Source organism: Salinicoccus kekensis (assembly GCF_900220995.1).
Lineage (GTDB): Bacteria > Bacillota > Bacilli > Staphylococcales > Salinicoccaceae > Lacicoccus > Lacicoccus kekensis.
Genome location: NZ_OBQF01000005.1, coordinates 114032 through 138843, shown reverse-complemented (window position 1 = coordinate 138843; position 24812 = coordinate 114032). Strand labels below are relative to the sequence as shown.

Below are 24812 nucleotides of genomic sequence, written 5' to 3'. Positions count from 1 at the left end.
AAACCATGCTGGATATTATATCAATTGGAATCATATGTATAGCACTGCTGTTGATTTTCATAGGGATTGGGGTGCCTATCGGGCCATCCTTTATCATCAGTGGTTTGATTAGCACATTTTTAATACTTGATGGACAAAGGGCGATGGCTTTGCTGATTGGTTCGGCACACAGTTCAATCGCGGCACCAAGTTGGGTGGCGATCCCGCTCTTCATACTGCTCGGCGGACTCGCCGTCCAGTCAGGGATGGCTCGTAAAGCTTTCAGGAGTGCAGACGCCTTGTCTTCGGGGATGCCAGGCTCCGTAGGGATAGCTACAAACCTTGGTGCTGCTGGATTTGGAGCCATCTCCGGTGCCTCCATCGCAGCAACCTCAATCTTCGGCAAGATGGCACTGCCTGAAATGCGCGCATTGGGGTATGACAAGAAATTTGCGACAGGTATCATCGCCTCGGCCGGAACATTTTCAGCAATGATCCCACCGAGTATGATGTTCATAATTTATGCCTTGTTCACCAATACTTCTGTTGCAGGATTATTTTTTGCAGGTATTATCCCAGGTATTCTGAGTGCTGTAATATTCTCGATCTATATTTACCTGCGGGCAAAGAGAGACCCGGCGATGGTCAAGCGGCAGAAGGAACTTCCGAAAATGGCACCGGTTGAAAGAGCAAAAGCCATAGGAGAATCATGGCCAATTATGCTTGTAGCAGTCACGATGCTCGGTGGTATTTACACAGGGATTTTCACACCGACAGAATCTGCGGCTATAGGCTGCATCATGATCTTAATCATCGGTTTTGCCCAAGGTCATTTCAGGAGGCTGAGTTCCCTTTCCAATGCACTTAAGGACTCGGCAAATACTACGTCCATGGTATTTCTTATCAACATTGGGGCTTTATTTTATGCAAAAGTACTGGCGTTAAGTCAGGTACCGACAATCACGACGAATTATCTTGTGAATCTCGAAGTACCGCCTATTATCATTATCATCATCATATGTCTCATCTTTTTCCTTCTTGGAATGATTATGGTACCTATCGGAATATACGCAATGATTTTACCGATCGTCGCGCCGATTGTATCGGGCCTCGGTTATGATCTGATATGGTTTGGTGTCATTACGATGAAACTGGTGGAAATCGGCGCTGTAACACCACCTGTTGGATTGAATGTCTTCGCTTTGAAAGGCGTCACACCGAAGGATGTCTCAGTGACCGATATTTTCAGGGGAGTGGGGCCTTTTGTAATTATTGACATCATCATTCTGGTGCTTTTGATTGCATTCCCATTCCTTTCATTATGGCTGCCGAACTTATTATTTTAAATATTAAAGGAGAGATTAAAGGTGCAGTTTGACAAAGTATTTAAAGGTACAATCGTCCTTGAAGATGAAGTGCTGGAAAAGGGTTATATCGGTATCAAGGATGGAAAGACTGTAGAAATATCTGTTGACCCCTTGGAAGGTGATTTGATTGATTTCACCGGCAAAGTAATTCTGCCTGGTGCGATAGATGTCCACGTGCATAGTTTCAGTAATCCGGAAGAAGGATTTGCCCAGACAAGCAAATTGGCAGCCCGCGGTGGTGTTACAACATTTGTGGATATGCCGTATGATCTGCCCAACCCGGTGAACAACACCGGCATACTGAAAGAGAAAATTATAGATCTTGAGAAGAACGCATATGTCGATATTGCGTTATGGGGGACGATTGCCAAACGCAATGGTACCGGAGAGATTCAGAAATTGATGGACGAAGGTGTCACTTCTTTTAAAATGTCCACTTTCGAAACAGATGCATACCGCTTCCCGAAAGTACCCAATGATGAAATCATCAAAGCGATGGAAATATTGGCTGAAACAGGTATCGTGGCAGCGTTCCATTCTGAGGATGATGAAATTGTAAAAGGTTTGTCCAAGCAACTTGAAGAGGAGAATAAAACTCATAATCTAGCTCATGCAGAGACGAGACCTCCTTATACTGAGTCTGCAGCGGCATTGATGCTAATGGAATTTGCCAAGTGGACGGGGGCGAAAATTCATATTGTGCATGCCAGCCATCCGAGAACCATTGAACTGGTCAAGCTCTTTAAAGAGATGGGGACCGACGTGTCTGTTGAAACATGCTACACATATCTCCTGTTGGATGAAGAAGATCTGAAAGAGCAGGGGCCACCCGCCAAAATGAACCCGCCGCTCCGTCCGAAGGAGGATGTTGAGGGCATGTGGGAGCATTTGAAGCAAGGGAATATCGATATGATTTCTTCCGACCATATCGTCTGGGATATTAAAGATAAAGAAAAAGGTTACGAAAATATTTTCAAATCGCCTTCCGGGCTTCCAGGTGTCGAAGTAATTGTGCCCCTCATGTTTGATGCGATCGTCAGTAAAAGGAATATGCCGCTCAACACGTTTGCCAAGTTGATGGCAACGAATGCGGCAGAAAGATTTTCCATAAAAAATAAAGGGAAGATCGCCAAAGGGCATGATGCTGATTTCATCATCATCGATCCGGATGAAGAATGGACGTTCGTACAGGAGAACTTCGAGACTAATATCGATCTGCTGCCTTTTAAAGATCGTCAGTTCAAAGGGAGAATCAAGGAAACGATCATTCGTGGAGAAACTGTCTATGACGGAAGGGATATGGTGGTCGATCCGGGATATGGACATTTCATAGAAGGACCGGAAAAGAAATGAGGTATTCAAGCTGTGAGAGATGAGATTGAAAATTTGGTTCGTAAAGTGATTGAAAATGAAAATTTTTCAGAAGAAGTAAAACAGAGCACAGAGCATGTCATCGTAGATACACTCATCTCCATTCTTTATGGACTGAAAACCGAGCCGGAATTACAGGCTATGATGACTGATAGGGCATCTAAAGAAGGCCTCAGGGTTTTAGGGACAGATTATAATCTCCCTAAAAAGGATGCCCTCATCGCCTTGGGAACAGCGGCCGTTGCCAATGAACTTGATGAAGGTAACACATTTGCTAAAGGGCATCCAAGTGCGCATATATTCCCGGTTGTGTACATATGTGCACTGGAAAATGAATACACGTGGGAGGAGGTCATCGGCGCCTACGCCAAAGGCTATGAAATATCTGCGAGGTTATCCCAGGCTTTTCAGATGAAAGATGACATGCATCCTCATGGCACATGGGGGAATGCAGGTGGTGCGGTCACGAGGGCGATTCTTGAGGAGAAGTCGGCAGAAGACATTACAGATATCATACTACTCTCCTTGTCGTTGCCGATCGCAACGTCTTGGCTTGCAGCGGAAAAAGGTCAGAGTGTCAGGAACTTGTATACAGGATATGGCAATCTCCTGGCATACGATGCAGTGGATTTGGTTTCCTACGGTTTCAAATCGAACGAGACCGTAGCAGAAGATTTATGGAGCGGGATCATGGGAGAAGGTGTGGATCTATCAAAGTTGTCCGCAGATCCAGACGGAGTGTCCATGATTTCAAAGAATTATTTTAAAGTTCACCCGACATGCAGGTTTACGCATGCATCAATTGAAGCGGCCAAAGAAATTATGGAGCAATATAAGCTTTCCCCGGAAAAAATAAAAACGGTTCAAGTCAGCACTTATGACCTTGCTGCACGGTGCGATTCCAAGTTGATCAGGACGAGGCTGGAATCGAAATTTTCAATTCCCTACGCTGTTGCTGCCATCATCCTCGGATTAGATCTGTATGATGATTACTCGGAGAACCTCCGTAAAATGGGCGCTTTCATCGACAAAATAGAAGTCATCGAGGATAAGGCGATGACAGCTCTACTGCCACAGGAAAGAGCTGCAAAATGCACAATTACGGATATGGGTGGCGTTACCTATTCTGCATTTATCCCGAATGCAAAAGGAGAATACAGTAATCCGTTCACTGAGAGTGAGTTTAAAATGAAGTATGAAAATATGCTTCAAAGGCACTATTCATTTTTTTCGGAGGGATGGCTTAATGGTCTGTTGAATATAGACCGCACAAAATCATTTACTTCATGGCTCATAAAGAACCATTTATTAAGGAGGAGATGATATCTTATGGCAGTGGATATCAACAACATAAGAAAAAATCTCGAATTCATTGGCAGCAGTTTCAACAGTGGCATTAAAGGATTTAATCGGCTTGCATTTTCACAGGAAGAAAAAGATGCCATAAATTGGCTGGAACAGGAATTGAAGGATCATGATATTTCTGTCAGGCGGGATGCTGTTGGAAATCTGTTTGCCCGAATTGGTCCTGATGACGCTCCAATCCATGCTTTTGGATCACACTTGGATACAGTCGCGCAAGGTGGTTTGTTTGATGGTGCACTCGGTGTCATTACAGGTCTCGAATGTCTGTTGAAATTGAAGACGTATCAACCGCGGAACACTGCATACGAACTCGTTTGCTTTGTCGGGGAAGAGGTCAATCCCCTGGGTGGCACTTTCGGCAGCAGACTTATTGCAGGACTGGTGGATGTAGATGGGCTGGATGAAGAGGTGTTGGACAAACTTGGTATGACTAAAGAGCAGTTGAAGGAAGCCGCCGGCACATTATCGGATTATGACGGATTTCTCGAACTGCATATCGAGCAGGGGACTGTCCTCGAAAACAACGGTAACAAAACCGGTATCGTGACAAGCATTGCCGGCATCGTTCGGCATCATATCACAGTGATTGGTGAAGCGGGGCATTCCGGAACTATGCCGATGGCGGACCGCAGAGATGCACTTGTTATGGCAAGCGAAATCATTCAACATATCAACCAGGAAGCCAATAAATTTACAGACGGCACCGTAGCTACCGTAGGACAACTTGAAGTTGAACCGAACCTTGCTACGGTCATTCCGGGCAGAGTTACCTTCACTTTCGAAGTCCGCTCCGGTGACAGGGGAACATTGGATATGTTCCCGGAGCAGGTGACGGCATGGGTAAAGAAAAATTATGATGTGGAAATCATCCAGGGTGTCGTCAAACCGACGCATCCTATGTCGAGAAAATTCATCAATGCAGCTGAAACAGCAGGAAAGACACTCGGTCTCCCGACAATGAAGTTGATGAGCGGGGCAAATCATGACACGAATACACTGGCACCATTCATGGATACCGGAATGATTTTTGTACCGAGTGAAAAAGGCATCAGCCATAATCCGCTCGAGAATTCAGAGTGGGAATATATTGAAAATGCTGCGAATATTATGCTGGAAACATTGAAGAATTTTGATGTTCAAAGTGATGAAAGAGCTATAAGTGATTAAAGAACTAAAATAATAATGCTGCAGACTCTTCAATGAATCTGCAGCATTATTATTTTTAAAGTATCTTATCATTTGTTAATCAAATCTTTCCCGCTCTTCCATCTCTCACTCAGGAACTGCTCGTCTTCCCCCGTGTTGGCATTGATGTAGAAGGTTTCGTCCACTTCAGCACTCTCCACCTTCACCTCAAAAATTGGCAGATGTGCCAATGTGGTCTCGACCGTTTCATGCCTCGGTTTTTTCAGCATATACTGCTTGTCGATCTGCCTCTTCCTCACATCGTCCACATATTTCTGGAGGTCTTCCTCCATGATATGCGGTTCGACTTTCTCACCCGGGGCTTCTTCGGTCACGGGCGGTACATGTGAGAAGATGCCCCTGTATCCCGACACCGCGTCCACGAAAATCATGCGCGGGATCTTCCTCGGCGGGAAGGGCGGCCGGTCTGCAAGCACCATGCTCTTCACCATCCAGAACGGATGATGTATCAGCGTTTTGCTCACTGTGTATGATTGAAGATGCCCGGGTGTGATGGTTTTATTCATACGGGCACGCAGACCAAGGCTTTTATATATCGCCCGGTATAATGCTTTTTCGGATATATTTCCACTGCCGATGCGTCTTATCATCATGTCATCCTTCTCCATCAGTTATCCAGGTGTGAATGGTACATGTCCACCCTGTCCTGCTGCTCCTTCGGCGGCGGTGATGTCATGAGGCTGACGACGATGACCAGTATGAGCGACACCGGTGCCGCGATGATCGGCTCCGCGTTCGTCGGCAGCGCCTGGCTTGCGACGAGTATGAGGAATAAAACCGCACCGCCGAGCATGCCGGTGAATGCCCCGATCTTATTCGCGCGCTTCCACCATATGCCGAGGACGAACGGAAATCCGAATGACGACAACAGGAATCCGCCGACCCATCCGACCATGACCGCAATGATGCCCGGCGGGTTGATGGCGATGGCGATGCCGATGATGACGGCAACGAACATCGTGATCAGTCCGAGCAGTGTCACGGAACGTTCGGTCGCATTCGGGTTGATGTGCTGCTTATAGACGTCATGTGCGATCCCTGCAGAAATCGCAAGCAGCATCGCATCGGCTGAAGACATGATGGCGGCAAGCAGACCTGCAAGCATGATGCCCCCGAGTATCGGCGGCAGATATTCCTCCACGACGGAGACGAAGATCATATCCGTGTTCTCGAGCGTCCCCACGATGCCGAGCGTGACACCGGCGATGGTGATGAAGAAACCGCTCAGGAACAGTATGATGTAGATGAACGTCCCCCACATCGAGGAGCGGCGTGCGGTCCGAGCATCGCGTGATGCGAAGTTACGCATGACGACGGACGGTGAAATGATGCCGAACCAGATGAAGGCGATGAACAGTCCGAAATAGGACATCCACGGCTGGGTCACGTCTCCGAAGGCCGGGTCCGTTGCGAGCGCACTGTCGAGCATATTGCCGATGCTGCCGAAGTCCACCCAGATGATGGCGGCGAGCGTCACCGCACCGAACAGCATGATCATACCCTGGAACAGGTCGGTGTATGTAATCGCCCACATGCCGCCGAGTGCTGCGTATATGGTGAACCCGAGCCCGAGTATGATGGTCGCCGTCGCATATTCGATGCCGAGGACGTATGAACCGATGATGCCCGCTGCAGTCAGCTGCGGCACCATGTAGAACGTCATGGCGAGCACGACGATGATTGCGGATAATATCTGGACCGATGTGCCGAACCGCTGATGGAAGAAGTCCGGCATGCTTTTTGCGCCTGAACGCCTGACCTGGCCGGAGATCAGGAACATCGCGAGCGGCAGTGCCGCAAGCACCCCGAATGCGTACGTGAAATAATACGGCAGCCCGAGCGTGACACCGGAACCGACCGCGCCCATCAACGAACTCGAACTCGCGATGGCTGCAAATATTGCGAAGGCACCGACGAATGTATTGATGCTCTGGCCGGCTGTGAAATAGTCGCTCTCACTCTGTCGGGCGCGCCTGTAGAAGTAAATGCCGATGATTGTCATGAAGACAAGGTAGATTAATAAAATGATTCCCTCAGTAACTTGCATGTCCCATACCCCCTAATCCCTCTCTATTTTCTCAATCCATACAACATAGGCTGCGGTGATGATGAACCATAGGAACAGACCGAAGAACATCAGCCATGCAACCAGCGATATGCCGGCCATATAGATGTCGGTCGGCCACCATGCGAACACCACGGTGGAATAAATGATGATGATCAGGGTCATGAAGAGACCCGGATCTTTGAACTTTGATCTTCGCGCCATGTGTAACATCCCCTTTTTGAATATTTGGTGTATTCAATCAATTGTATGTTTTCATTATATATAACCGGGAAAGCACTTTCAATGACCAATCCGGATGCCTGTCCCCATGGGGCGCACGCACATTGACTTGCCCTGCAATCATGATATACTGATTGCACAAATGAAAAATGATACATAGGGGAGCCGCACGGCTGAGAAGGAGGAATCCTGACCCTTTGACCTGATCTGGATAATACCAGCGTAGGGAATGTGTGATGGATGGACCGCTTATAGTCCGTCCCCGCTGTTCTAGACGCCTCCGGATCGGGAAGGCGTTTTTTTATGCCTTTTTTGAAAGGAGCATTCATCATATGTTTAAATTTATACTTTCAATCTCCCTGCTTCTGCTGCTTGCGGCATGCGGCGGGGACGGCGGTGGAGCCACGGACGAGGCGGAATTGACGGAAGTCACGTTCGTGCTCGACTGGACACCGAATACAAACCATACAGGGATCTATGCAGCACAAGCTGAAGGTTACTATGAAGACCACGGCCTTGATGTGGAGATCGTCCTGCCGGGCGAGGCGGGGGCTGAGCAGACGGTTGCGACGGGCAACGCGGACTTCGGCATCAGTGCCCAGGAGAATGTGACGCAGGCGCGCCTGCAGGATGTGTCGATCGTCTCGCTTGCTGCCATCATCCAGGACAACACATCGTACCTTGCGTCCCCCGAAGAGTACGGTCTTGAGACGCCTTCCGACCTTGAGGGCCACCCGTACGGCGGATACGGTTCCCCGATCGAGGAGGAGACCATCGCGTCAATCATGCAGGCGGACGGTGCAGACTTCAGTGAGGTCGAAATTCTGAACGTGGGGGATGTGGACTTCTTCACGACCGTGCAGCGGGATGTGGATTTTGCATGGATCTACTACGGCTGGACGGGCATCGAAGCTGAGCTCCGTGATATGCCGCTCAACCTGATCGACTTCACGGAATACTCGGATGCGCTGAATTTCTATACCCCGGTGCTGATTACGAATGAAGGTCTGATTGAAGATGATCCGGAGACAGTCGAGGCGTTCACCCATGCCACGGCTGAGGGGTACAGACTCGCGATGGAGGATCCGGAACGGGCGGCCGAGCATCTGCTTGAAGCGGAACCGGATCTTGATGAGGAGCTCGTCATGGCAAGCCAGGAGTGGCTCGCCGATGTCTACCAGAGTGAAGCGCCTTACTGGGGGCATCAGGAACGTGATGTCTGGCAGAACTATATGGACTGGATGTATGAAAGTGATCTGATCGAATCGGAACTGGACGTCGATCAGGCATTCACGAATGAATTCCTGCCCGATGAAGCGGGGGAATAGATGATGCGCCGGCTGTTTTCGTGGAATGTGGCCGCACCGGTCCTTGCGATCTTTATTATACTGGTCATCTGGCAGGCGGCCGTCAGCATTTTTGATATCGAAGCATGGATGCTGCCGGCACCTCTCCAGATCATACAGGAAGGCATCGAAATTTATCCGCGGCTCTTCAGCCACAGCGTATCGACCATCACCATCGCGCTCGGCGGATTTGCGATCGGTGTATCGGTGGGGCTCATCCTTGCGGTCCTCCTGCATCTCATGCCGCGGGCGAGGCAGGCGGTCTATCCGCTCATGGTGCTGTCGCAGAACGTGCCGATCATCGCACTCGCACCGTTGCTCGTACTTTGGTTCGGTTTCGGTGCGATGCCGAAAATCATCATCATCACACTCGTCTGCTTCTTCCCGATTGCGGTCTCATTGATCGACGGGTTCCGGCAGACGGATCCGACGCTGCTCAATTATATGCGGATGATCGGTGCAAACCGCCGGCAGATCTTCTTCAAGCTGGAATGGCCGAGTGCACTGCCTTATTTCTTTTCAGGGCTTAAAATCTCCGCCACATACAGTGTGATGGGCGCGGTCATCGCCGAATGGCTCGGTGCACAGGAGGGGCTCGGCGTCTTCATGACCGTCGCCTCGTCGGCATTCCGGACGGACCAGGTGTTTGTGTCGATATTCGTCATTATGCTGATCAGCCTGGCTTTATTCGGTTTCATACTGCTGCTTGAGAAATGGCTGATTCCGTGGAATGCGGATGAGAAAGGGAGTGGAAGGAATGGCTGATAAACTGCAGGTTGTGAACCTCTCGCATACGTTTGAAGGAGAATCATCCGAAAATGTATTGGACGGCTTGTCGCTCAATGTGGCGGACGGTGAATTCGTCACGCTGATCGGCCCCTCCGGCAGCGGGAAGAGCACCATCTTCAATATCATCGGCGGGCTGATTGAACCGGAAAGCGGCGATATATACATCGACGGGAAGCGGGCCAATGGTACGCGGGGCAACATCAGTTACCTGCCCCAGCAGGATTCGCTCCTGCCATGGCGGACGGTGGAGGACAATGTCGTCCTCGTCCAGGAAATCAACGGCAGTGTGGACCGGGGTGCTGCACGGAAGCTGCTGGAACGAGCAGGGCTTGCCGGCTATGAATCGGCGCGGCCGGACACTTTATCCGGCGGCATGCGCCAGCGGGTGGCTTTCATCCGTGCGCTCCTCAGCCCACAGGATCTGATGCTGCTCGATGAACCGTTCGGTGCGCTGGATGAGCTGACCCGCCTCGATATGCAGGACTGGCTGCTCGGGATGTGGGAGGCCGACCGCCGCTCCGTGCTGTTCATCACCCACAGCATTGAGGAAGCATTATATTTATCCGACCGCATACTGATCCTGTCCGATAAACCGGCAAGGATCATCAGGGAGATCACAGTGCCCTTCAAACGGCCGAGACAGCACGACATCACCCTCGACGATGAATTCGCCCGGCTGAAAAGAGAAATATACGGTTTATTGAAGGCGGGGTTCCGCAATGATTGATGAAAATATGATTGAAATGATCCGGAAAGAAGCACCCCGCATGGAACGGGAGGGCAGGCTCACCGGTGAGGTGCTTGAATATATTTACGATCAAGGCCTGTTCAAATTATTCATACCTGCGGAGCTCGGCGGCAATATGCAGCCACTCCCTGAAGCATTGAAGATATTTGAAGAAGCGGCCCGTGCGGACGGCAGCTTCGGCTGGCTCGTGCAGATCGGTTCGGGCGCGGGATTCTTCGCCGTGACGATGGACCCTGATGAGATGAGAACACATTTCGCTGCACGCGATTTCTACATCGCCGGCAGCGACCGGCCGTCAGGTACCGCCGGGAAGACGAATGATGGATATGTCGTGAGCGGCACATGGCCTTTTTCAAGCGGTGCAGAGCACGCGAGCCTCTTCACTGCGACATGCAGAATAAAATCCGGTGGCGAGGAGGACGGGAAAGCATATGCTTTCGCCTTCACACCGGACCAGGTGACGATTGAAAGGGATTGGGATGCTTTCGGGATGCGGGCGACGGGCAGCCATACGATTCATGTGGAGGAAGCTTTCGTCCCCGCCAGCCGCCGTTTTGACGTGACCCGTCCGCACTTCCACTTCGATGACCCGGTCTACCATTATCCGTTCAAGGCTTTTGCGGCGGCGAACATCGCCTCGACCGCGATCGGGGTTGCGAGACATTTCTTTGAAGCAGCCCGTGAACATATCGAATCCAAAAAAGACGACTGGAACAAAGCAGACTCCAGGCGTCATGACCATGCGGTTGAAATATTGGAGAAGAACGAAGCGGCATTCCTCGAAGCACGAAAAGATTTTTATCATTCCGTTGAGAAATCGTGGGAGTCCCATGTTTCAAGGACAGTCAATGAAATGGATATGACGGATATTTCGATGCAGAGTAAGATTACCGCCGGTGCAGCCATTGAGGGTGTCCAGAACCTTTACCGCCACCTCGGGATGGATATCGTCATGAGGAGTCATCCGCTGAACCGCATCTACCGCGACCTGCTCACCGCCTCCCAGCACGCACTGCTTGTGGACTCGGAAGGTGAAATTGAAGGGCCTCAATAAGAATTTCATGAAAAAGTTCCGGCAGCATGCTGCCGGAACTTTTTGTTTTACTGCCTTGTACCTTCTGCTTCTTCTACGAATTCCTCATGCCTGCCGACGATGAAGTCCTGGTATTTCTTGTTCCATGATTTCAGCGCCATCATGTAAAGGAGGATCGTGACGATGATCAGTCCAGCAACGACGGGCAGGAACCAGCCGGATACGATGTTTTCAGGGCTCGCAAGGCCGATTGTGGAGAATAGGATGAATGCAAACACCATCGCACTGGACAGTATGACCGTGACTGGAATGGCATATTTCCATGGGACCATGCTGACGGATGCATTCGGTCTGAACCTGAAGGGCTCTGACAAAGGTTTCAGCAGTCCCGCCGCCAGCATGATGAGGACTGCGACCGCAAACAGAATACCCTGTATATGGATGAAGTTGATCGGAACTTCGATGTTGAAGAACATCGGCAGTCCCCACATCAGCATGTAGTAGCTGATGACATGGACGATGATTGCGACTTTCGGACCGATCGGCGGAATGTATTTTGAAAATATACCGACGAGCACAATCGCTATGATCGGTATGTTGAAGAATCCGGTGAATTCACGGATGACCGTCCAAAGCCCGTCCGGTGCATTGAGCAGGAGTGGCGCAATGAAGAAAGTGACGAGTGACAACGCCACGCCGAACCATTGACTGATGCGGATCATCTGGCGGTCCGTCGCCCTTTTATTGATCAGCACCTTGTAGATGTCATAAGCAAACATCGTTGCGGCACTGTTGAGCAGTGAGTTGAAGCTCGAAAACACGGCGCCGAGCAGCACTGCCAGGAAAAATCCGCTCAGGAACGTCGGGAGCAGATCGGATATCAGCGCAGGATATGCCAAGTCCATCGTCTCAAGACCGGGGCCGTACAAATGGAATGCGATGATTCCCGGGATCATCATCATGAATGGTACGAGTATCTTCAAAAAACCTGTAAGTAAAGCGCCTTTCTGGCCTTCGGCGAGGCTCTGTGCGCCGAGTGTACGCTGGATGGCATACTGGTTTGTCCCCCAGTAGAATAGGTTCGCAAAAATCATCCCCGTGAAGATCGTCCCGAACGGCACGCCGTCATCGCTTCCGCCGATGGCGTTCAACTTCTCCGGACTCTCAAGCGTGATCGTCCGCATCCCGTCCAGCATATTGCCGTCACCGAGGGCAATGAAGCCGAGCACGGGCACAATGAGCCCGATGATGAAGAGGCCGATGCCATTAAGAGTATCCGAGATTGCGACGGCCCGTAGCCCGCCAAAGATCGCATAACAGGATCCGATGATGCCGATGATCCACACCGTGAGCCACATGGACTGCTCGAAAGTGATGCCGAGCGCCTCCGGCACATTGAACAGCTGGAGCACGGCAATCGCACCGGAGTAGAGGACCGACGGTATGGTGACGAGCCCGTAGCCGAGCATGAATAAAAGGACGACCAGGATGCGTGTGCCCCGGTCAAAGCGGTCGTTGATGAATTCAGGAAGGGTGGTGAACGACCCGCCGAGGTAGCGCGGCAGCAGTATCAAAGCCAAAACAATGACGGAGAATCCCGCCGTGACTTCCCAGGCCATATTGGTCATGTTGCTGCTGTAGGCCTGGCCGTTCAGGCCGATCAATTGCTCTGCGGACAGGTTGGTGAGGATGAGCGACCCCGCGATGAAACCGCCCGTGAGGCCCCGCCCCGCGAGGAAGTAGCCGGTCGAATCACCGATGGTGTTCCTTGTCTTCAGATATGAATACCAGGCGACCAAAAACATGAAGAACGCAGCGGATAGGACGGTGAACAAAAACTCTCCCATTTTGATACCCCCTGTTTATCTCCCAATTTACTTCTCTATTCACGTAAATTTACAATTTAAACTCAAGAGGATGAAATTTACATATAAAATGAGTTTTATCTCAAAGTTTCCTTTCTAAGATTAAAAAGGCTCTTTTCACCAATAACCAGTAAATGATATTATTTCTAGATAAAGGTATTATCTGTTTTACAGGGGGCATATTTTTGAGTACATCATTGAAGCTTATCCTTGGCTTCTTCTCCATTGTTTTCCTTGCTTCCATTTCCTTAGGTATATTCTTTTATGTGACAGGTTCCGACTCTGAAAGTGCCGCCGATGGCACGAATCCTCTTGAAAATCTGTCGGGACCCGAGGATTCAGAACTTGCACAGCTGGAACGTGGAGAAAAGGAGTTTGAAGTCTCCAGCGCCCGGCAGGGGAATGAAATCAGTGAAATGGCATTCGCCGATGATCTCCTGTAACTGCTAAACTAGACTCATCCTCACTGACGGCCATTAATTGGTCCTAATCATAGACGATTGCCTCGGTCATGCCGCCGGATGAAAGATACATTGTCATTTATCCAAAATCAGTACTTGCATCTGCCTGCCCGGCGGCATTTCATTCACAGTACTGTAAACGCGTGCTGCGGCCACTTTAGGTCTATGATAGTGTGCCCGTAAATGGTTGACATAGTTTTGGACTGTGTTTTCAGTGACGGTTTGAATGTTAAATTAATTCTGTCTCCAGTTAGGTCTGTGTACTGGTGGCATCCAGGTAGTCTTTCAGCCATGCCAATGTTTCATGTTGGTACAGACCCAATTTCTTGATCTAGTTCTGTAGAGATGTGATGAAATCTGAGAATTCATCTGGTGTCATGTTCACATAATCCATCACTTTATTTCTGGAAATCTGTAATTTCTTTCCGGTTGTATTATTAGAGAATCCTATATCTTTCAAACAGATGTATCTCTTGATAGATCTTCTATCTTTCCACACTTTGTTCTCTCCTTTTAAATATATCCTCATCTAGTCTATTTAAAAGTGCATTTTAATCAGCTATCTATTGAATCTGATTTATAGAGAACTGTTGGAGCTAGTTTAGCAGTTACAATATTCTCTCCTTGTTCAATTTCCTGGACGTACTAAAAACTCATTTGTCCGCCCAATATTAAACCTACCCCCCTTCCTCCCTCCCTGACAGGAAATTTAATTCACTCTAAAAAGACTGAAGAATATAATTATTTAGAAAACAGTTTGATTTTTGAAGAATATTACTGTATAGTTTGAAAAAACATGTAATAAAAACAATTTTGTATTTCCGCGTTGTTTTAAATTGTACTTCCGAGTATAATTTAAATAGTTTTTTAACCACATAAGGAAGCGCTTTCTTATTTAAGGGGAGGTTAAGAAGTCATGTAGAATTTTAGGCTTCGATAAAATAGTAGTGACCATCAGAGCTAGAGTCTATACATATTTAATTAAAAGGGGAGAGCAGGATATGAAAGGTAAAAATTTTATTCTCAACAGTATACTTTTACTGTTTGTTGTAATTTTAGTCGGATGTGGAAACGGGGATGCTACAGGATCGGAAAATGATGGTGAGGATAACGCGGGAAATGACAATGAGGAAAAAGAAACGTTGGTGGTGGCTTCGACGCCAACGGGTCCTCCGTATACATTCATGAATAATGAAACTGATGAAATGGAAGGAATTATGATTGATATAGTCGACATCATTGGAGAAGAACTAGATAAAGAGATTCAAATTGAATCGACATCTTTTTCATCACTCATTCCTTCTTTACAGGGTGGTAAGGTGGATCTTATTTCAGCAGGCATGGTTATAACTGAGGAAAGAAAAGAGGTCATAAATTTCTCAGACGAGGTTTTTGGTTTTGGAGAAGGTTTGATTGTACATGAAGATAATAATGATATTTCTACATTTGAAGATCTTGAAGGAAAAACAGTAGGTACTCAACAAGGTACTATTTATTATGACTTGATTGAAGAGAATGGCAATACAGAAAACAACTCAGTTTATGAATCTATAGGGGACATGTTGCAAGATCTCAGCAACGGAAGACTGGATGCTGTAGTGGCAGACGAGCCGGTATTGATTTATCTGGAAGAAAACAATCCGAATTTTGCTGTAAGAATCATAGAGGATTATGAATCACAGATCATAGATGGAGTCGGCCTTGGCGTATCAAAAGACGACGAGGAACTTTTGGAAGAAGTGAATGGAGTAATCGCAGACTTGAAGGCAGATGGCTCTTTGGAAGAGATTTATTCAAAATGGAATGTAAGTTGGAGTTTTGAGTAGGTGCTCATAACATCATTATTGTAATGAATACTAGAGAACGGAGATGTGCATATGGATTTATTAAACTTTCTCCCTCCTTTACTGGAGGGGGCATGGATTACAATACAACTTACTGTTCTTTCTTTGATTCTTGGTCTGATTCTCGGTCTTTTCCTGGTTTTAGGGAATATGTCCAAAATAAAGTTTTTCAAAATAATCACTTCAATTTACATAAGTGCGTTCCGGGGAACTCCGCTGCTGGTTCAGTTGATGATCATATATTTTGCACTGCCTGATATCGGCCTCATGTTCACCGCATTTCAAGCTGCATTGATAGGACTTGCTTTAAATGAAGCGGCTTACGTATCAGAGATTTACCGGAGTGGTATACAGGCAGTTCCGAAAGGACAGACAGAGGCAGCAAAATCTATTGGAATGAGTAATTCAAAGCTGTTCATTCGAATCATCTTTCCGCAAGCATTTAAGATCTGTCTGCCCAACATCGGAAACAGTGCCATTATTTTGCTGAAGAATACCTCATTGGCAGCAGTGATTACGGTGGGTGAACTGATGCACCGCGGTGAATTGCTTGCCGGTGCAACATTCAGGAATATGGAAATTTTCTTGATGGTCGCCGTAATATATTGGATACTGCACTATCCTCTTACTTTACTGGTGAAATACTTCGAAAAGAAAGGGGACTATTCAAGTGCTCAAAATGCATAGTGTCAATAAATACTTTGGTGAACACCATGTATTAAAAAATGTTGATTTATCAATTAAAAACAGTGAAGTTGTTGCAATCCTCGGACCCAGCGGGAGTGGTAAAAGTACATTGCTCCGCACGTTGAATGTCCTTGAAGAGATTGAGGATGGGGATATCCTTTTGGAAAACAGGTCCATAATCTACAAGGATGACGCGCAGAAGAAGCGTAAGAACCCAAAACAATTAAGCTATGAGCGGGAAGAAATCGGTATGGTTTTTCAAAACTTCAACCTATTTCCTCATAAAACTGTATTGGAAAATGTTATAGAAGGACCTGTTCAAGTACGAAAGATGAAAAAAGAGGAAGCCGTCGTAAATGCTGAAAGATTACTTAAGCGAGTGGGATTGCTGGAGAAAAGAAATAAATACCCGGAGAGTTTATCAGGTGGACAGCAACAAAGGGTGGCTATAGCACGTGCACTGGCTATGAATCCTAAAGTCATTTTGTTTGATGAGCCTACTTCTGCTTTAGACCCCGAACTTGTAGGAGAAGTTTTGGATGTCATCAAAGATCTGGCCAATGAAGGACTGACTATGGTCATTGTGACACATGAAATGAATTTTGCTAAAGACGTCGCTGATAGAATAGTGTTTATAGACGAGGGCAATATTCTATTCGAAGGATCACCTGAAGAATTTTTCTCCAACAACAAGCAGGAGAGAATTGGTAAGTTTCTGTCAAACTTTAAATGATTTACTGTTAATCACTTTAGATTATTCAGAAGATTAAATAGTGTGGAGATGATCGTAAGACATGACCGAGAAACTGGCGATAGAAGATTATGTTTACAGAGAGCTGAAACAAGCAATCTTCAATAGAAAGATACCTTTGAACATGCAATTGAATGAAAAAGAATTGTCCAACGCATTCAACGTGAGCAGGACGCCCATAAGAACAGTCTTGAAAAAGATGGAGCAGGAAAAAATAATAGAAAATATACCGAATAAAGGTGCATTCATCCATCAGCCGACTCCTCAGGAAATTGAAAATGTTTTTCAGCTTAGAACAATCTTGGAAAGAGAAGCAGCGAAAATAGCCTGTAAAACTGTTTCCGAGGAACAGTTGGATGAATTGGAAAGAATCACTATTGAAGAAGAACAATTCTTCAGGGAAGGAGAATATGAGAAAGGCCTGGAAAAAACCACCTTATTTCATCAGCAGCTGATGGATCTGTCCAATAATGAATATATGAAGAAATATAACGAAGAATTGATCAATATAACCAATATCTATTTAGCATTCCATGACAGTGCCAGAAAAGAATCTCCCCTTTCTCCGGAAGAGCATCGGAGTATCATTAAAGCTTTGCGTACGAGAGACCAAGAAAAAGCAGCAGAATCGATCAACTCGCATTATAAAAATGTTAGAGAACATTTGAAATATGAAGAGGAAGAGAAAAAATATTCATTTGAAGAGCTATTTAAACCATATCGATGAACAAATTATTGAAACATAAAATATCAAGGGGGAACACCTATGAAAGTGACAGTGCTTGGTGGAGCAGGAAAAGTAGCAATGGGAGCAATTCAAGATTTAGTTGAAAATAGAGACGTGAAAGAAATTTTATTAGCTGATTTGAATATGGATGCTTTGGAAAAGCGCAAACAATTTTTGAATTCCAATAAAATAAATATCAGCTACATAGATTTAAATGATCATGAAAGCCTCGTTGGTTTACTGAAAGATTCTGATGTTTGTTTAAATGGCTGTTCACATGTTTTCAATTTAAAAGTCATGAAGGCCTGTGTAGATTCGAAAACGAATTATACAGATTTCGGCGGACTGTTTCATTGGGCAAAAGAACAACTGAAGATGCATGATGATTTTAAGCAGGCAGGCATCACGGGCATCGTCGGTTCAGGCAGTGCGCCGGGAATTGTCAATGTGATGGCAAAATACGCATATGAAAGGTTGGATCGAATTGAGTCTGTGCATATACGTGATGCCATTGTAAATTTTAATCAAAAGGAGAATGATTTTGTTCCACCTTATGCCATAGGGACTCTGCTCGATGAATATATAATGAATCCATACGAATTCAGAAATGGTGAATATGTGGAAAAAGCGCCTTTTTCAGGTGGGGAAACTTTCAGTTTTCCGCCACCGATCGGTGAACAAACCGTATTGAATACGATTCATTCCGAAGTTGCTACCATCCCTCTATCTTTTAAGGATAAAGGCATCCAGGATGTCACTTTCAAATTGGCCCTACCGAAATTTTTCGAAGAAAAATTACGCTTTCTTGTAGAGATGGGCTTTGGTGACAAAGAAGAGATTGATGTACAAGGTCAAAAGATAAGTCCCAGAAAAGTACTGGAAAGTATAATAGAAAAAAAGAACAACTTGATAAATAATGATGATCAAAAACATGATGATCATAAAATATTACGTGTTGAAGTCAAGGGTGAAAAAAACGGTGAAAATATAGAGTATATAATTGAAACTATACTTTCTCCCTACGCGGAATGGCCTCATCTTTCACAAGGTGTTTTTTCTGTAGGCTTCCCAGCTGCAGTGACGACCAGAATACTGGGTAACAACCAAATAAAAGAAAGTGGGTTCTTTGCTTCCGAACAGGCAATACCTACTCAGGTTTATTTTGAAGAACTGGCGAAAAGAGGCATTCATGTAGAAGTGAGCTGTAAGAAGAACGTCATAGATACCAAGGAATTAGCTGTTAAATAATATTTTAAAATGGAGAGACTTTTATGACAGAAAAGAAAGTTAGAAACTTAAAGAATTATATTAATGGTGAATGGATAGAGAGTAAGAGCACAGAAACAATCGAAGTGATTAATCCAGCAACGAAAGAAATTATGGTCAATGTTCCTCAATCAACACAATCAGAGCTCGATCATGCAGCTCAGGTGGCGCATGATGCATTCACCGATTGGAGTAACACTGCAGTGCCGAAACGGGCACGTATTCTGTTTAAATATCAACAACTGCTTATGGAGAACAAACAAGAACTCGCAGAAATCATCACGAAAGAAAATGGTAAAAGTTTGAATGAAGCACTGGGCGAAGTCCAACGGGGCATTGAAAATGTCGAATTCGCAGCCGGTGCGCCGTCACTCATGATGGGAGATTCCCTGTCCTCAATTGCCACCGACATCGAAGGCACAAGCTATCGCTATCCGATCGGTGTCATTGGTGGCATCACACCATTTAACTTCCCGATGATGGTGCCGTGCTGGATGTTCCCGATGGCCATTGCCATGGGGAATACATTTGTGATGAAACCTTCTGAAAAAACCCCATTGCTTGTTGAGAAACTGGTGGATTACCTGGAAGCGGCCGGTCTGCCAAAAGGTGTTTTCAATGTTGTCAATGGTGCGCATGATGTGGTGAACGGAATTTTGGAAAATGAGCATATCAAGGCAGTCTCCTTCGTTGGTTCCAAGCCGGTGGGTGAATATGTCTATAGAAAAGGTACGAATAACCTGAAACGGGTGCAGGCGCTGACAGGTGCAAAAAACCATACTGTGGTCCTCAATGATGCCAACTTGGACCATGCAGTGAAAGATATCATTGGTGCAGCTTTCGGTTCTGCCGGAGAGCGTTGTATGGCGGCGGCCGTCATAACGGTGCAGGACGGCATCTATGATGACTTCATCAGGAAACTGAAAGCAGAAGCTGAAGATATCAAGATGGGTAATGGTCTGGATGACGGCGTTTTCCTCGGACCGGTCATCCGCGAGGAGAATAAAGCACGCACAATTAAATATATTGAAGAAGGTGAAAAAGAAGGTGCGAAACTGCTCTTGGATGGCCGTGAAAGGGCATGTGATGAAGGTTACTTCGTCGGTCCGACGATCTTCGAAGAAGTGACGCCGGAGATGAAACTGTGGCAAGATGAGATTTTTGCACCCGTCCTTTCCGTAATCAAAGTGAAGGATCTGAAAGAAGGTATTCAAATCGCGAACAAGTCTGAATTTGCGAACGGTGCCTGTCTGTTCACGGACAGCGCATCAAGTGTGCGTTATTTCAGGGAGCACATTGATGCGGGCATGATCGGGATAAATCTTGGCGTTCCGGCGCCGATGGCGATCTTCCCGTTTTCGGGCTGGAAGAGTTCATTCTATGGCTCCCTGCATGCCAATGGCAAGGACGGTGTCGAATTCTATACAAGAAGGAAAGTTGTGACGGCGAGATATTCTGAGCCAGACTTCTCCTAAGTAATAGTGGGCCGGGTGTTAGAAGTTATTGAAATTAAAAAAACTGCAATCCCTTCAATATGGGATTTGCAGTTTTTTTCTGCTCTTACATGAATTTACTTAAATTCGGATAGCCAGTAATTTCCCAGCCGCCATCGACGACGAGGCTTGTTCCATTGATATAGGAAGCATCGTCTGAGACAAGGAAGAGTGATGGTGATGCAATCTCTGCCGGAGCAGCGGCTCTTCTTTCAGGGATGCGTCCCATGAATTCGTTATTAAGGTCTTCATTTTCGAAGAATCCAGTGGTGATCGGTGTTTCAACCAAGCCGGGCAGTATAGCATTCACCCTGATCTTATGCTCTGCAAATTCGAGTGCAGCGTTTTTAGTGAACATCTCGACGCCCGCCTTGGCAGAAGCGTATGCTGCACCGTAGAACATCGGCACGTGTGCATTCAAGGAAGAGATGTTGACGATGGCACCGCCGTGTTCTTTCATGGCGTTCGCTTCATGCTTTGTCGCCAGGAATACACCGTGCAGGACGATATCCACAGTCGTCTTCCAGTCCTCGAAACTCTGATCCATGATCAGGCCGGGTTTGCTCAAACCTGCGACGTTGAAGCCGTAGTCCAGCTGGCCGAACTTTTCAACGGCTGTATCAACAAGATTTTTCATGTCATCTTCCGACGTGACGTTCGCTTTGACACCGACAACCTTTTCCGGGAACTGCTGCTCAATCTCTTTCAGTTTCTCTTCATTCAAATCCCCGATGGCCACTTTGACGTCATGCTCCAATAACTGTTCGACGATCGAATAGCCGATACCTGAAGCACCACCTGTGACAACTGCCACTTTTCCTTCTAAGCCTTTCATATATCCAGTCTCCTTTGATAGTAAAATGTCTGTAACTCAATTATATATTAAATCAGTGAATGCATGTTGGTAAACGCTTTCACTGAAGAGATGGTATAATAATACTAAAGACCAGAGGAGAACTGGATGGGCTGGGAATTAGAAAAAAGATTATTATCATATGCAACGACCAACTGGATACCGCGACTCAATAGGCGGGAGATAATATCTATTAGAAAATATACGGGTATAGAGGAGTATGAATCTATAAACAGAGTGTTGAGGGAAGGTCGATATGATGAAGCGTCTTCTTACACACAGAAATTAATAACTGATATAGAAAATGGTTTAAAAAAGTTTAAATATAGCGAGAGTTTAACAGTATATCGGATTGTCAGTGAGCGGGAGTATAACTTTATCAAAAACCGCTCTAAAATAGAAGCTTTCGCAGATTTTAAGAGTACTTCTATTGCTCATGAAGTTACTGAAGAATTGGTACAGTCATCGTTAAAACATATTATTATTGCTAAATTACCGGCAATGGTGGACGGAGCATATATAGCACCGTTGTCAGTATTCGCAGGAGAGAAGGAATTCTTACTGAATAGAGGATGTAAATACTGGATAAGCGGGCATTTCCATGATACTGACAAGAATATAAAATATATTTTAATAAAGGTGATGAAGTGATGGTCAGACTGATTGTACAAAAAGAGCCGTTAAAAAAACCTGGTAAACGCAGAAGAAGCAATATGAAAAAAAGATGGAAAACTGATGCAGAATGGTTTGAAGAAGATGCACGAAAGTATCCTGAAAAATATGAAAGTAAAGATGATGAAGTAAAAGTGACATCTGAAGAAATGGAAAAGCATCTTCAAGATTTCATTAATAAAACTGACTGATTAAACGTGGAAATTCAAATAAAATGGTGACCTGCGAAAGCTTTCAAAGTAGTTTTTTAATGAAAAGTGTAGTCAAGGCAATCCAATATCGTATTAGACTGAAGGGAGTGATCAAACTGACTGACAGAACATTCACTGATCTGATGGACACACTCATGGAGGTACCGGAGGTTAAGCAGCATATAGACTCACTACCCGTGCAACTGGGATTGAAGCTGCTGAGCCAACGCATTGAATTAGGCTTGACTCCAAAACAGGTAATTAAACTGGCTGAAATTAGAAAAATATCTCTATCTCAAGTCCAATTATCCAGAATAGAAAATGGAGACATTGAGATAAGTGTCAAGGGCAACTTAAAATTGTAGGTTTTCGGCAATCTAAAATTGTAGGTTTTTGGCAATACAATTTGTGGAGGAAAGCCTAAGTGTGTTTCATCCGATATGACTTGCCTTTGATTTTATAAATCTTTACATGGTGGACCATGCGGTCCAGTATCGCTGCGGCCGTTTCCGGACTTTTGAATAGTTCACCCCATCCAGAGAGTGCGATATTGGTGGTGAATATCGTTGAATGGGTTTCATAGCGCATATTCAATAACTGGAAGATCAAGTCGGCTTCATGCTTCTGAATGGGGAGGTAGCCGATTTCATCAATAATCAACAGCTCGTATCTGGCATACCGTCTGAGCACACGCTCAACGGTCCCTTTCTCATAAGCGGTCCGAAGTCGGATCAACAACTCATGGCAGTTGATGAACAGTGTGCGTTTCTCCTGCCGGCAGGCTTCGACCTCCAGAGCGATTGCCAGGTGAGTTTTACCGACACCGGGGCTGCCGATGAAGACAATGTTCTCTTTAGATTCCATGAATCCCAGATGTTTCAATTCAAGGACGGCCGTGCGGTTGAGGCCGGGCTGAAAATCAAAATCGAACGTATCGAATGTCTTCACTTTAGGAAAGCGTGCGCGGTGAATCGCACGCGCCATCTTCTTTTCTTTTTGAAACTTCATTTCCTTGTCTGTGATTTCCAGAAACGCACTCGTCAGTGACATGTCTTCCGTATGGACCTTATCCAACAACACCGGATAATATTCACGCATATTATTTAAACCGAGTGCTTCAAAATTGGACAGGAGTGTTTGATAATCACTCATGGACATCATCTCCCACCGCATCGTATAACTGCAGGGATTCATGGATATACGCATGGATATCATCGTCCGGCCGACCAGCCAGCAGATCCGACTTCAATATGTTGAACATATCTGCCTGATTATAATTGAATCTTTGGGTGGTTAACGGGTGTGAACGCACCATTTCTCCGTTATAATAAATGTGTATGTTGTCCTCAGTATCCGACAGTTCAATCTCAACCGTCTTTCCAATATACTGGGGATCTACAGAGTACTTACATTTACGGAACTGAACCATCGCCTCTTTGGAGACCACTCTCGTCAATTGGTCTTCAAAGTACGGCTTCAACAGGTCTTCAGGGAGTGGATGTAAGTGCTCTTTTTCTTTATCCAGCCAAAGTTCGTCGGGGATGGCGTCGGTCGCCTGGGAGACTTCCGTATTGAGCTCGTGACACAAATCATGGACGATATGGATCAAATCCACACTGTCATCGAACTCATGGTTATAGACCCGCAACCGGTCCATCGTCCGTGCCAGTGCCTCAACGATTCCCTTGGTCTGGGGTCGGTATGGCCGGCAGGCGATCGGCTGGAAGGCGGCGTCCTTACTGAATGTATAAAACCGCTGGTTGAATACGACTTTATTATATTGGGTGCTGGCTTGATCCACCACAGTCCGCATATTATCAAACCAGATTTCCCCGGGTACGCCGCCGGTGTGATGGAAGGCATCATCCAGACATTCAAACAAGGTGTCCTGGTGACGGTCAAAGGTCAACGTGATGTATTTCTTACGGGAAAAAGACAGGACATATAAAAATATGTTGAAACGGAAGATCTCGCCGTGCCGGCTGATTAAAGTCATGTCTTCTTTCCAGTCCACCTGCCCGGCTAAACCGGGTGTGTGGGTCACACGCATGGTTGCCTGCTTCTGACGGGTTTTCCTCTCTTTTCGACAGTACTGCTTCACCAGACTGTAACTCCCGTCATATCCCTTTTTTTCAATGAATTTAAATATACTATACGCGCTGCATTGGATTTCCAGTTTGTCACGGATGATCGGTTTAAATTCATCCAGCTTACTTTCTCTTTTCACTCTGACTTTCTCCTTTGGGGGTTGGGCCTCCGATTCATAGGCAGCTTTCACTGTTCGATAATCACAGCCATACTGCCGGGCCAATGCGGCAAAGTTGGGTTTGATACCATCGTTCATAAATTTCCTGACTCCTTCACGTACGTCTTTTCTCATGAATATCCTCCTTCGATGTCATAAGAAAAGCATACAAAAAAATGTAAGTAAACCAACAATTTTAAATTGCCCTTTCCTACATTTTAATACTGCCATTTACATTGTGACAATTAAACTTTAGTTATTAAAAT

Annotated in this window: 25 protein-coding genes and 1 riboswitch; of the genes, 18 read left to right on the top strand and 7 right to left on the bottom strand. The window is 46.1% G+C overall.

The window, feature by feature from the left end:
* The first annotated feature begins 5 nt into the window (after nucleotides 1-5).
* The 4 genes from CRN96_RS10280 to CRN96_RS10265 are packed head-to-tail and all read left to right on the top strand — an operon-like array spanning nucleotide 6 to nucleotide 5249.
* Nucleotides 6-1325, top strand: coding sequence for a TRAP transporter large permease (locus CRN96_RS10280; protein ID WP_097041825.1), 1320 nt, complete (start codon nucleotides 6-8; stop codon nucleotides 1323-1325).
* A gap of 21 nt (nucleotides 1326-1346) precedes the next feature.
* Nucleotides 1347-2699, top strand: coding sequence for a dihydroorotase (locus CRN96_RS10275; protein ID WP_179647184.1), 1353 nt, complete (start codon nucleotides 1347-1349; stop codon nucleotides 2697-2699).
* Between the two features lie 45 nt (nucleotides 2700-2744).
* Nucleotides 2745-4040, top strand: coding sequence for an MmgE/PrpD family protein (locus CRN96_RS10270; RefSeq protein WP_179647183.1), 1296 nt, complete (start codon nucleotides 2745-2747; stop codon nucleotides 4038-4040).
* 6 nt (nucleotides 4041-4046) lie between these two features.
* Nucleotides 4047-5249, top strand: coding sequence for a Zn-dependent hydrolase (locus CRN96_RS10265; RefSeq protein WP_097041819.1), 1203 nt, complete (start codon nucleotides 4047-4049; stop codon nucleotides 5247-5249).
* Nucleotides 5250-5317: 68 nt separating this feature from the next.
* On the opposite strand, the gene CRN96_RS10260 is transcribed toward CRN96_RS10265, so the two are convergent.
* From CRN96_RS10260 to CRN96_RS10250, 3 genes are read right to left on the bottom strand one after another with little or no spacing between them, the layout of a single operon-like run.
* Nucleotides 5318-5881, bottom strand: a complete 564-nt coding sequence (locus CRN96_RS10260) for a hypothetical protein (RefSeq protein WP_245844641.1) — start codon at nucleotides 5879-5881, stop codon at nucleotides 5318-5320.
* Between the two features lie 14 nt (nucleotides 5882-5895).
* A complete protein-coding gene (locus tag CRN96_RS10255; protein WP_097041815.1) occupies nucleotides 5896-7335 on the bottom strand; it encodes a sodium:solute symporter family protein in 1440 nt (479 codons plus the stop codon).
* Between the two features lie 12 nt (nucleotides 7336-7347).
* Nucleotides 7348-7557, bottom strand: coding sequence for a hypothetical protein (locus CRN96_RS10250; protein WP_097041814.1), 210 nt, complete (start codon nucleotides 7555-7557; stop codon nucleotides 7348-7350).
* A 166-nt stretch (nucleotides 7558-7723) separates the two neighbouring features.
* A riboswitch (TPP riboswitch) is annotated at nucleotides 7724-7821 on the top strand.
* A gap of 86 nt (nucleotides 7822-7907) precedes the next feature.
* On the opposite strand from CRN96_RS10250, the gene CRN96_RS10245 reads away from it, so the two are divergent.
* The 4 genes from CRN96_RS10245 to CRN96_RS10230 are packed head-to-tail and all read left to right on the top strand — an operon-like array spanning nucleotide 7908 to nucleotide 11512.
* Nucleotides 7908-8903, top strand: coding sequence for an ABC transporter substrate-binding protein (locus CRN96_RS10245; RefSeq protein WP_097041812.1), 996 nt, complete (start codon nucleotides 7908-7910; stop codon nucleotides 8901-8903).
* Between the two features lie 3 nt (nucleotides 8904-8906).
* A complete protein-coding gene (locus CRN96_RS10240) occupies nucleotides 8907-9686 on the top strand; it encodes an ABC transporter permease (protein WP_097042033.1) in 780 nt (259 codons plus the stop codon).
* Nucleotides 9679-10437 carry an ABC transporter ATP-binding protein gene (locus CRN96_RS10235; protein WP_097041810.1) on the top strand — a complete coding sequence of 253 codons (759 nt, stop codon included), beginning with the start codon at nucleotides 9679-9681 and terminating at the stop codon, nucleotides 10435-10437. Before CRN96_RS10240 ends, CRN96_RS10235 begins: the two co-directional genes overlap by 8 nt.
* On the top strand, nucleotides 10430-11512 hold the full coding sequence (locus tag CRN96_RS10230; RefSeq protein ID WP_097041808.1) for an acyl-CoA dehydrogenase family protein: 1083 nt from the start codon (nucleotides 10430-10432) through the stop codon (nucleotides 11510-11512). Before CRN96_RS10235 ends, CRN96_RS10230 begins: the two co-directional genes overlap by 8 nt.
* A 47-nt stretch (nucleotides 11513-11559) precedes the next feature.
* On the opposite strand, the gene CRN96_RS10225 is transcribed toward CRN96_RS10230, so the two are convergent.
* The gene (locus tag CRN96_RS10225) at nucleotides 11560-13338 is read right to left on the bottom strand and encodes a solute:sodium symporter family transporter (protein ID WP_097041806.1); all 1779 of its coding nucleotides are present in this window, start codon (nucleotides 13336-13338) and stop codon (nucleotides 11560-11562) included.
* Nucleotides 13339-13541: 203 nt separating this feature from the next.
* Between CRN96_RS10225 and CRN96_RS10220 the strand changes: the two genes are divergently transcribed.
* From CRN96_RS10220 to CRN96_RS10190, 7 genes are all read left to right on the top strand, one after another.
* On the top strand, nucleotides 13542-13799 hold the full coding sequence (locus CRN96_RS10220) for a hypothetical protein (RefSeq protein ID WP_097041804.1): 258 nt from the start codon (nucleotides 13542-13544) through the stop codon (nucleotides 13797-13799).
* A 1019-nt stretch (nucleotides 13800-14818) separates the two neighbouring features.
* The gene (locus CRN96_RS10215) at nucleotides 14819-15643 is read left to right on the top strand and encodes an ABC transporter substrate-binding protein (RefSeq protein ID WP_097041801.1); all 825 of its coding nucleotides are present in this window, start codon (nucleotides 14819-14821) and stop codon (nucleotides 15641-15643) included.
* 51 nt (nucleotides 15644-15694) lie between these two features.
* Nucleotides 15695-16348: an amino acid ABC transporter permease gene (locus CRN96_RS10210; RefSeq protein WP_097041799.1), complete on the top strand. Its 654-nt coding sequence runs from the start codon at nucleotides 15695-15697 to the stop codon at nucleotides 16346-16348.
* Complete coding sequence (locus CRN96_RS10205; RefSeq protein ID WP_097042031.1) at nucleotides 16341-17081, top strand: amino acid ABC transporter ATP-binding protein; 741 nt, start codon at nucleotides 16341-16343, stop codon at nucleotides 17079-17081. Before CRN96_RS10210 ends, CRN96_RS10205 begins: the two co-directional genes overlap by 8 nt.
* A gap of 61 nt (nucleotides 17082-17142) precedes the next feature.
* Nucleotides 17143-17826: a GntR family transcriptional regulator gene (locus CRN96_RS10200; RefSeq protein ID WP_097041797.1), complete on the top strand. Its 684-nt coding sequence runs from the start codon at nucleotides 17143-17145 to the stop codon at nucleotides 17824-17826.
* Between the two features lie 39 nt (nucleotides 17827-17865).
* Complete coding sequence (locus CRN96_RS10195) at nucleotides 17866-19074, top strand: saccharopine dehydrogenase family protein (protein WP_097041795.1); 1209 nt, start codon at nucleotides 17866-17868, stop codon at nucleotides 19072-19074.
* 23 nt (nucleotides 19075-19097) lie between these two features.
* Nucleotides 19098-20567 (top strand): CoA-acylating methylmalonate-semialdehyde dehydrogenase, encoded by a 1470-nt coding sequence (locus tag CRN96_RS10190; protein WP_097041793.1) that lies wholly within the window; start codon nucleotides 19098-19100, stop codon nucleotides 20565-20567.
* Between the two features lie 85 nt (nucleotides 20568-20652).
* Here the strand turns inward: CRN96_RS10190 and CRN96_RS10185 are convergent, their stop codons facing one another.
* Nucleotides 20653-21420 carry an SDR family NAD(P)-dependent oxidoreductase gene (locus tag CRN96_RS10185; RefSeq protein WP_097041791.1) on the bottom strand — a complete coding sequence of 256 codons (768 nt, stop codon included), beginning with the start codon at nucleotides 21418-21420 and terminating at the stop codon, nucleotides 20653-20655.
* Between the two features lie 126 nt (nucleotides 21421-21546).
* Here CRN96_RS10185 and CRN96_RS10180 point away from each other — a divergent pair, with 126 nt between their 5' ends.
* The 3 genes from CRN96_RS10180 to CRN96_RS10170 all read left to right on the top strand — a co-directional run bounded on the left by CRN96_RS10180 (nucleotide 21547) and on the right by CRN96_RS10170 (nucleotide 22666).
* On the top strand, nucleotides 21547-22089 hold the full coding sequence (locus CRN96_RS10180) for an ADP-ribosyltransferase (protein WP_097041789.1): 543 nt from the start codon (nucleotides 21547-21549) through the stop codon (nucleotides 22087-22089).
* Nucleotides 22089-22301, top strand: a complete 213-nt coding sequence (locus CRN96_RS10175; RefSeq protein ID WP_097041787.1) for a hypothetical protein — start codon at nucleotides 22089-22091, stop codon at nucleotides 22299-22301. Before CRN96_RS10180 ends, CRN96_RS10175 begins: the two co-directional genes overlap by 1 nt.
* A gap of 107 nt (nucleotides 22302-22408) precedes the next feature.
* Nucleotides 22409-22666: a helix-turn-helix transcriptional regulator gene (locus CRN96_RS10170; RefSeq protein ID WP_143544312.1), complete on the top strand. Its 258-nt coding sequence runs from the start codon at nucleotides 22409-22411 to the stop codon at nucleotides 22664-22666.
* A 55-nt stretch (nucleotides 22667-22721) separates the two neighbouring features.
* Here the strand turns inward: CRN96_RS10170 and istB are convergent, their stop codons facing one another.
* Both istB and istA read right to left on the bottom strand, forming a co-directional pair.
* Nucleotides 22722-23453, bottom strand: a complete 732-nt coding sequence (istB, locus tag CRN96_RS10165; RefSeq protein WP_097041783.1) for an IS21-like element helper ATPase IstB — start codon at nucleotides 23451-23453, stop codon at nucleotides 22722-22724.
* The gene (gene istA / locus CRN96_RS10160) at nucleotides 23446-24681 is read right to left on the bottom strand and encodes an IS21 family transposase (protein ID WP_097041781.1); all 1236 of its coding nucleotides are present in this window, start codon (nucleotides 24679-24681) and stop codon (nucleotides 23446-23448) included. Before istA ends, istB begins: the two co-directional genes overlap by 8 nt.
* Nucleotides 24682-24812 lie beyond the last annotated feature (131 nt).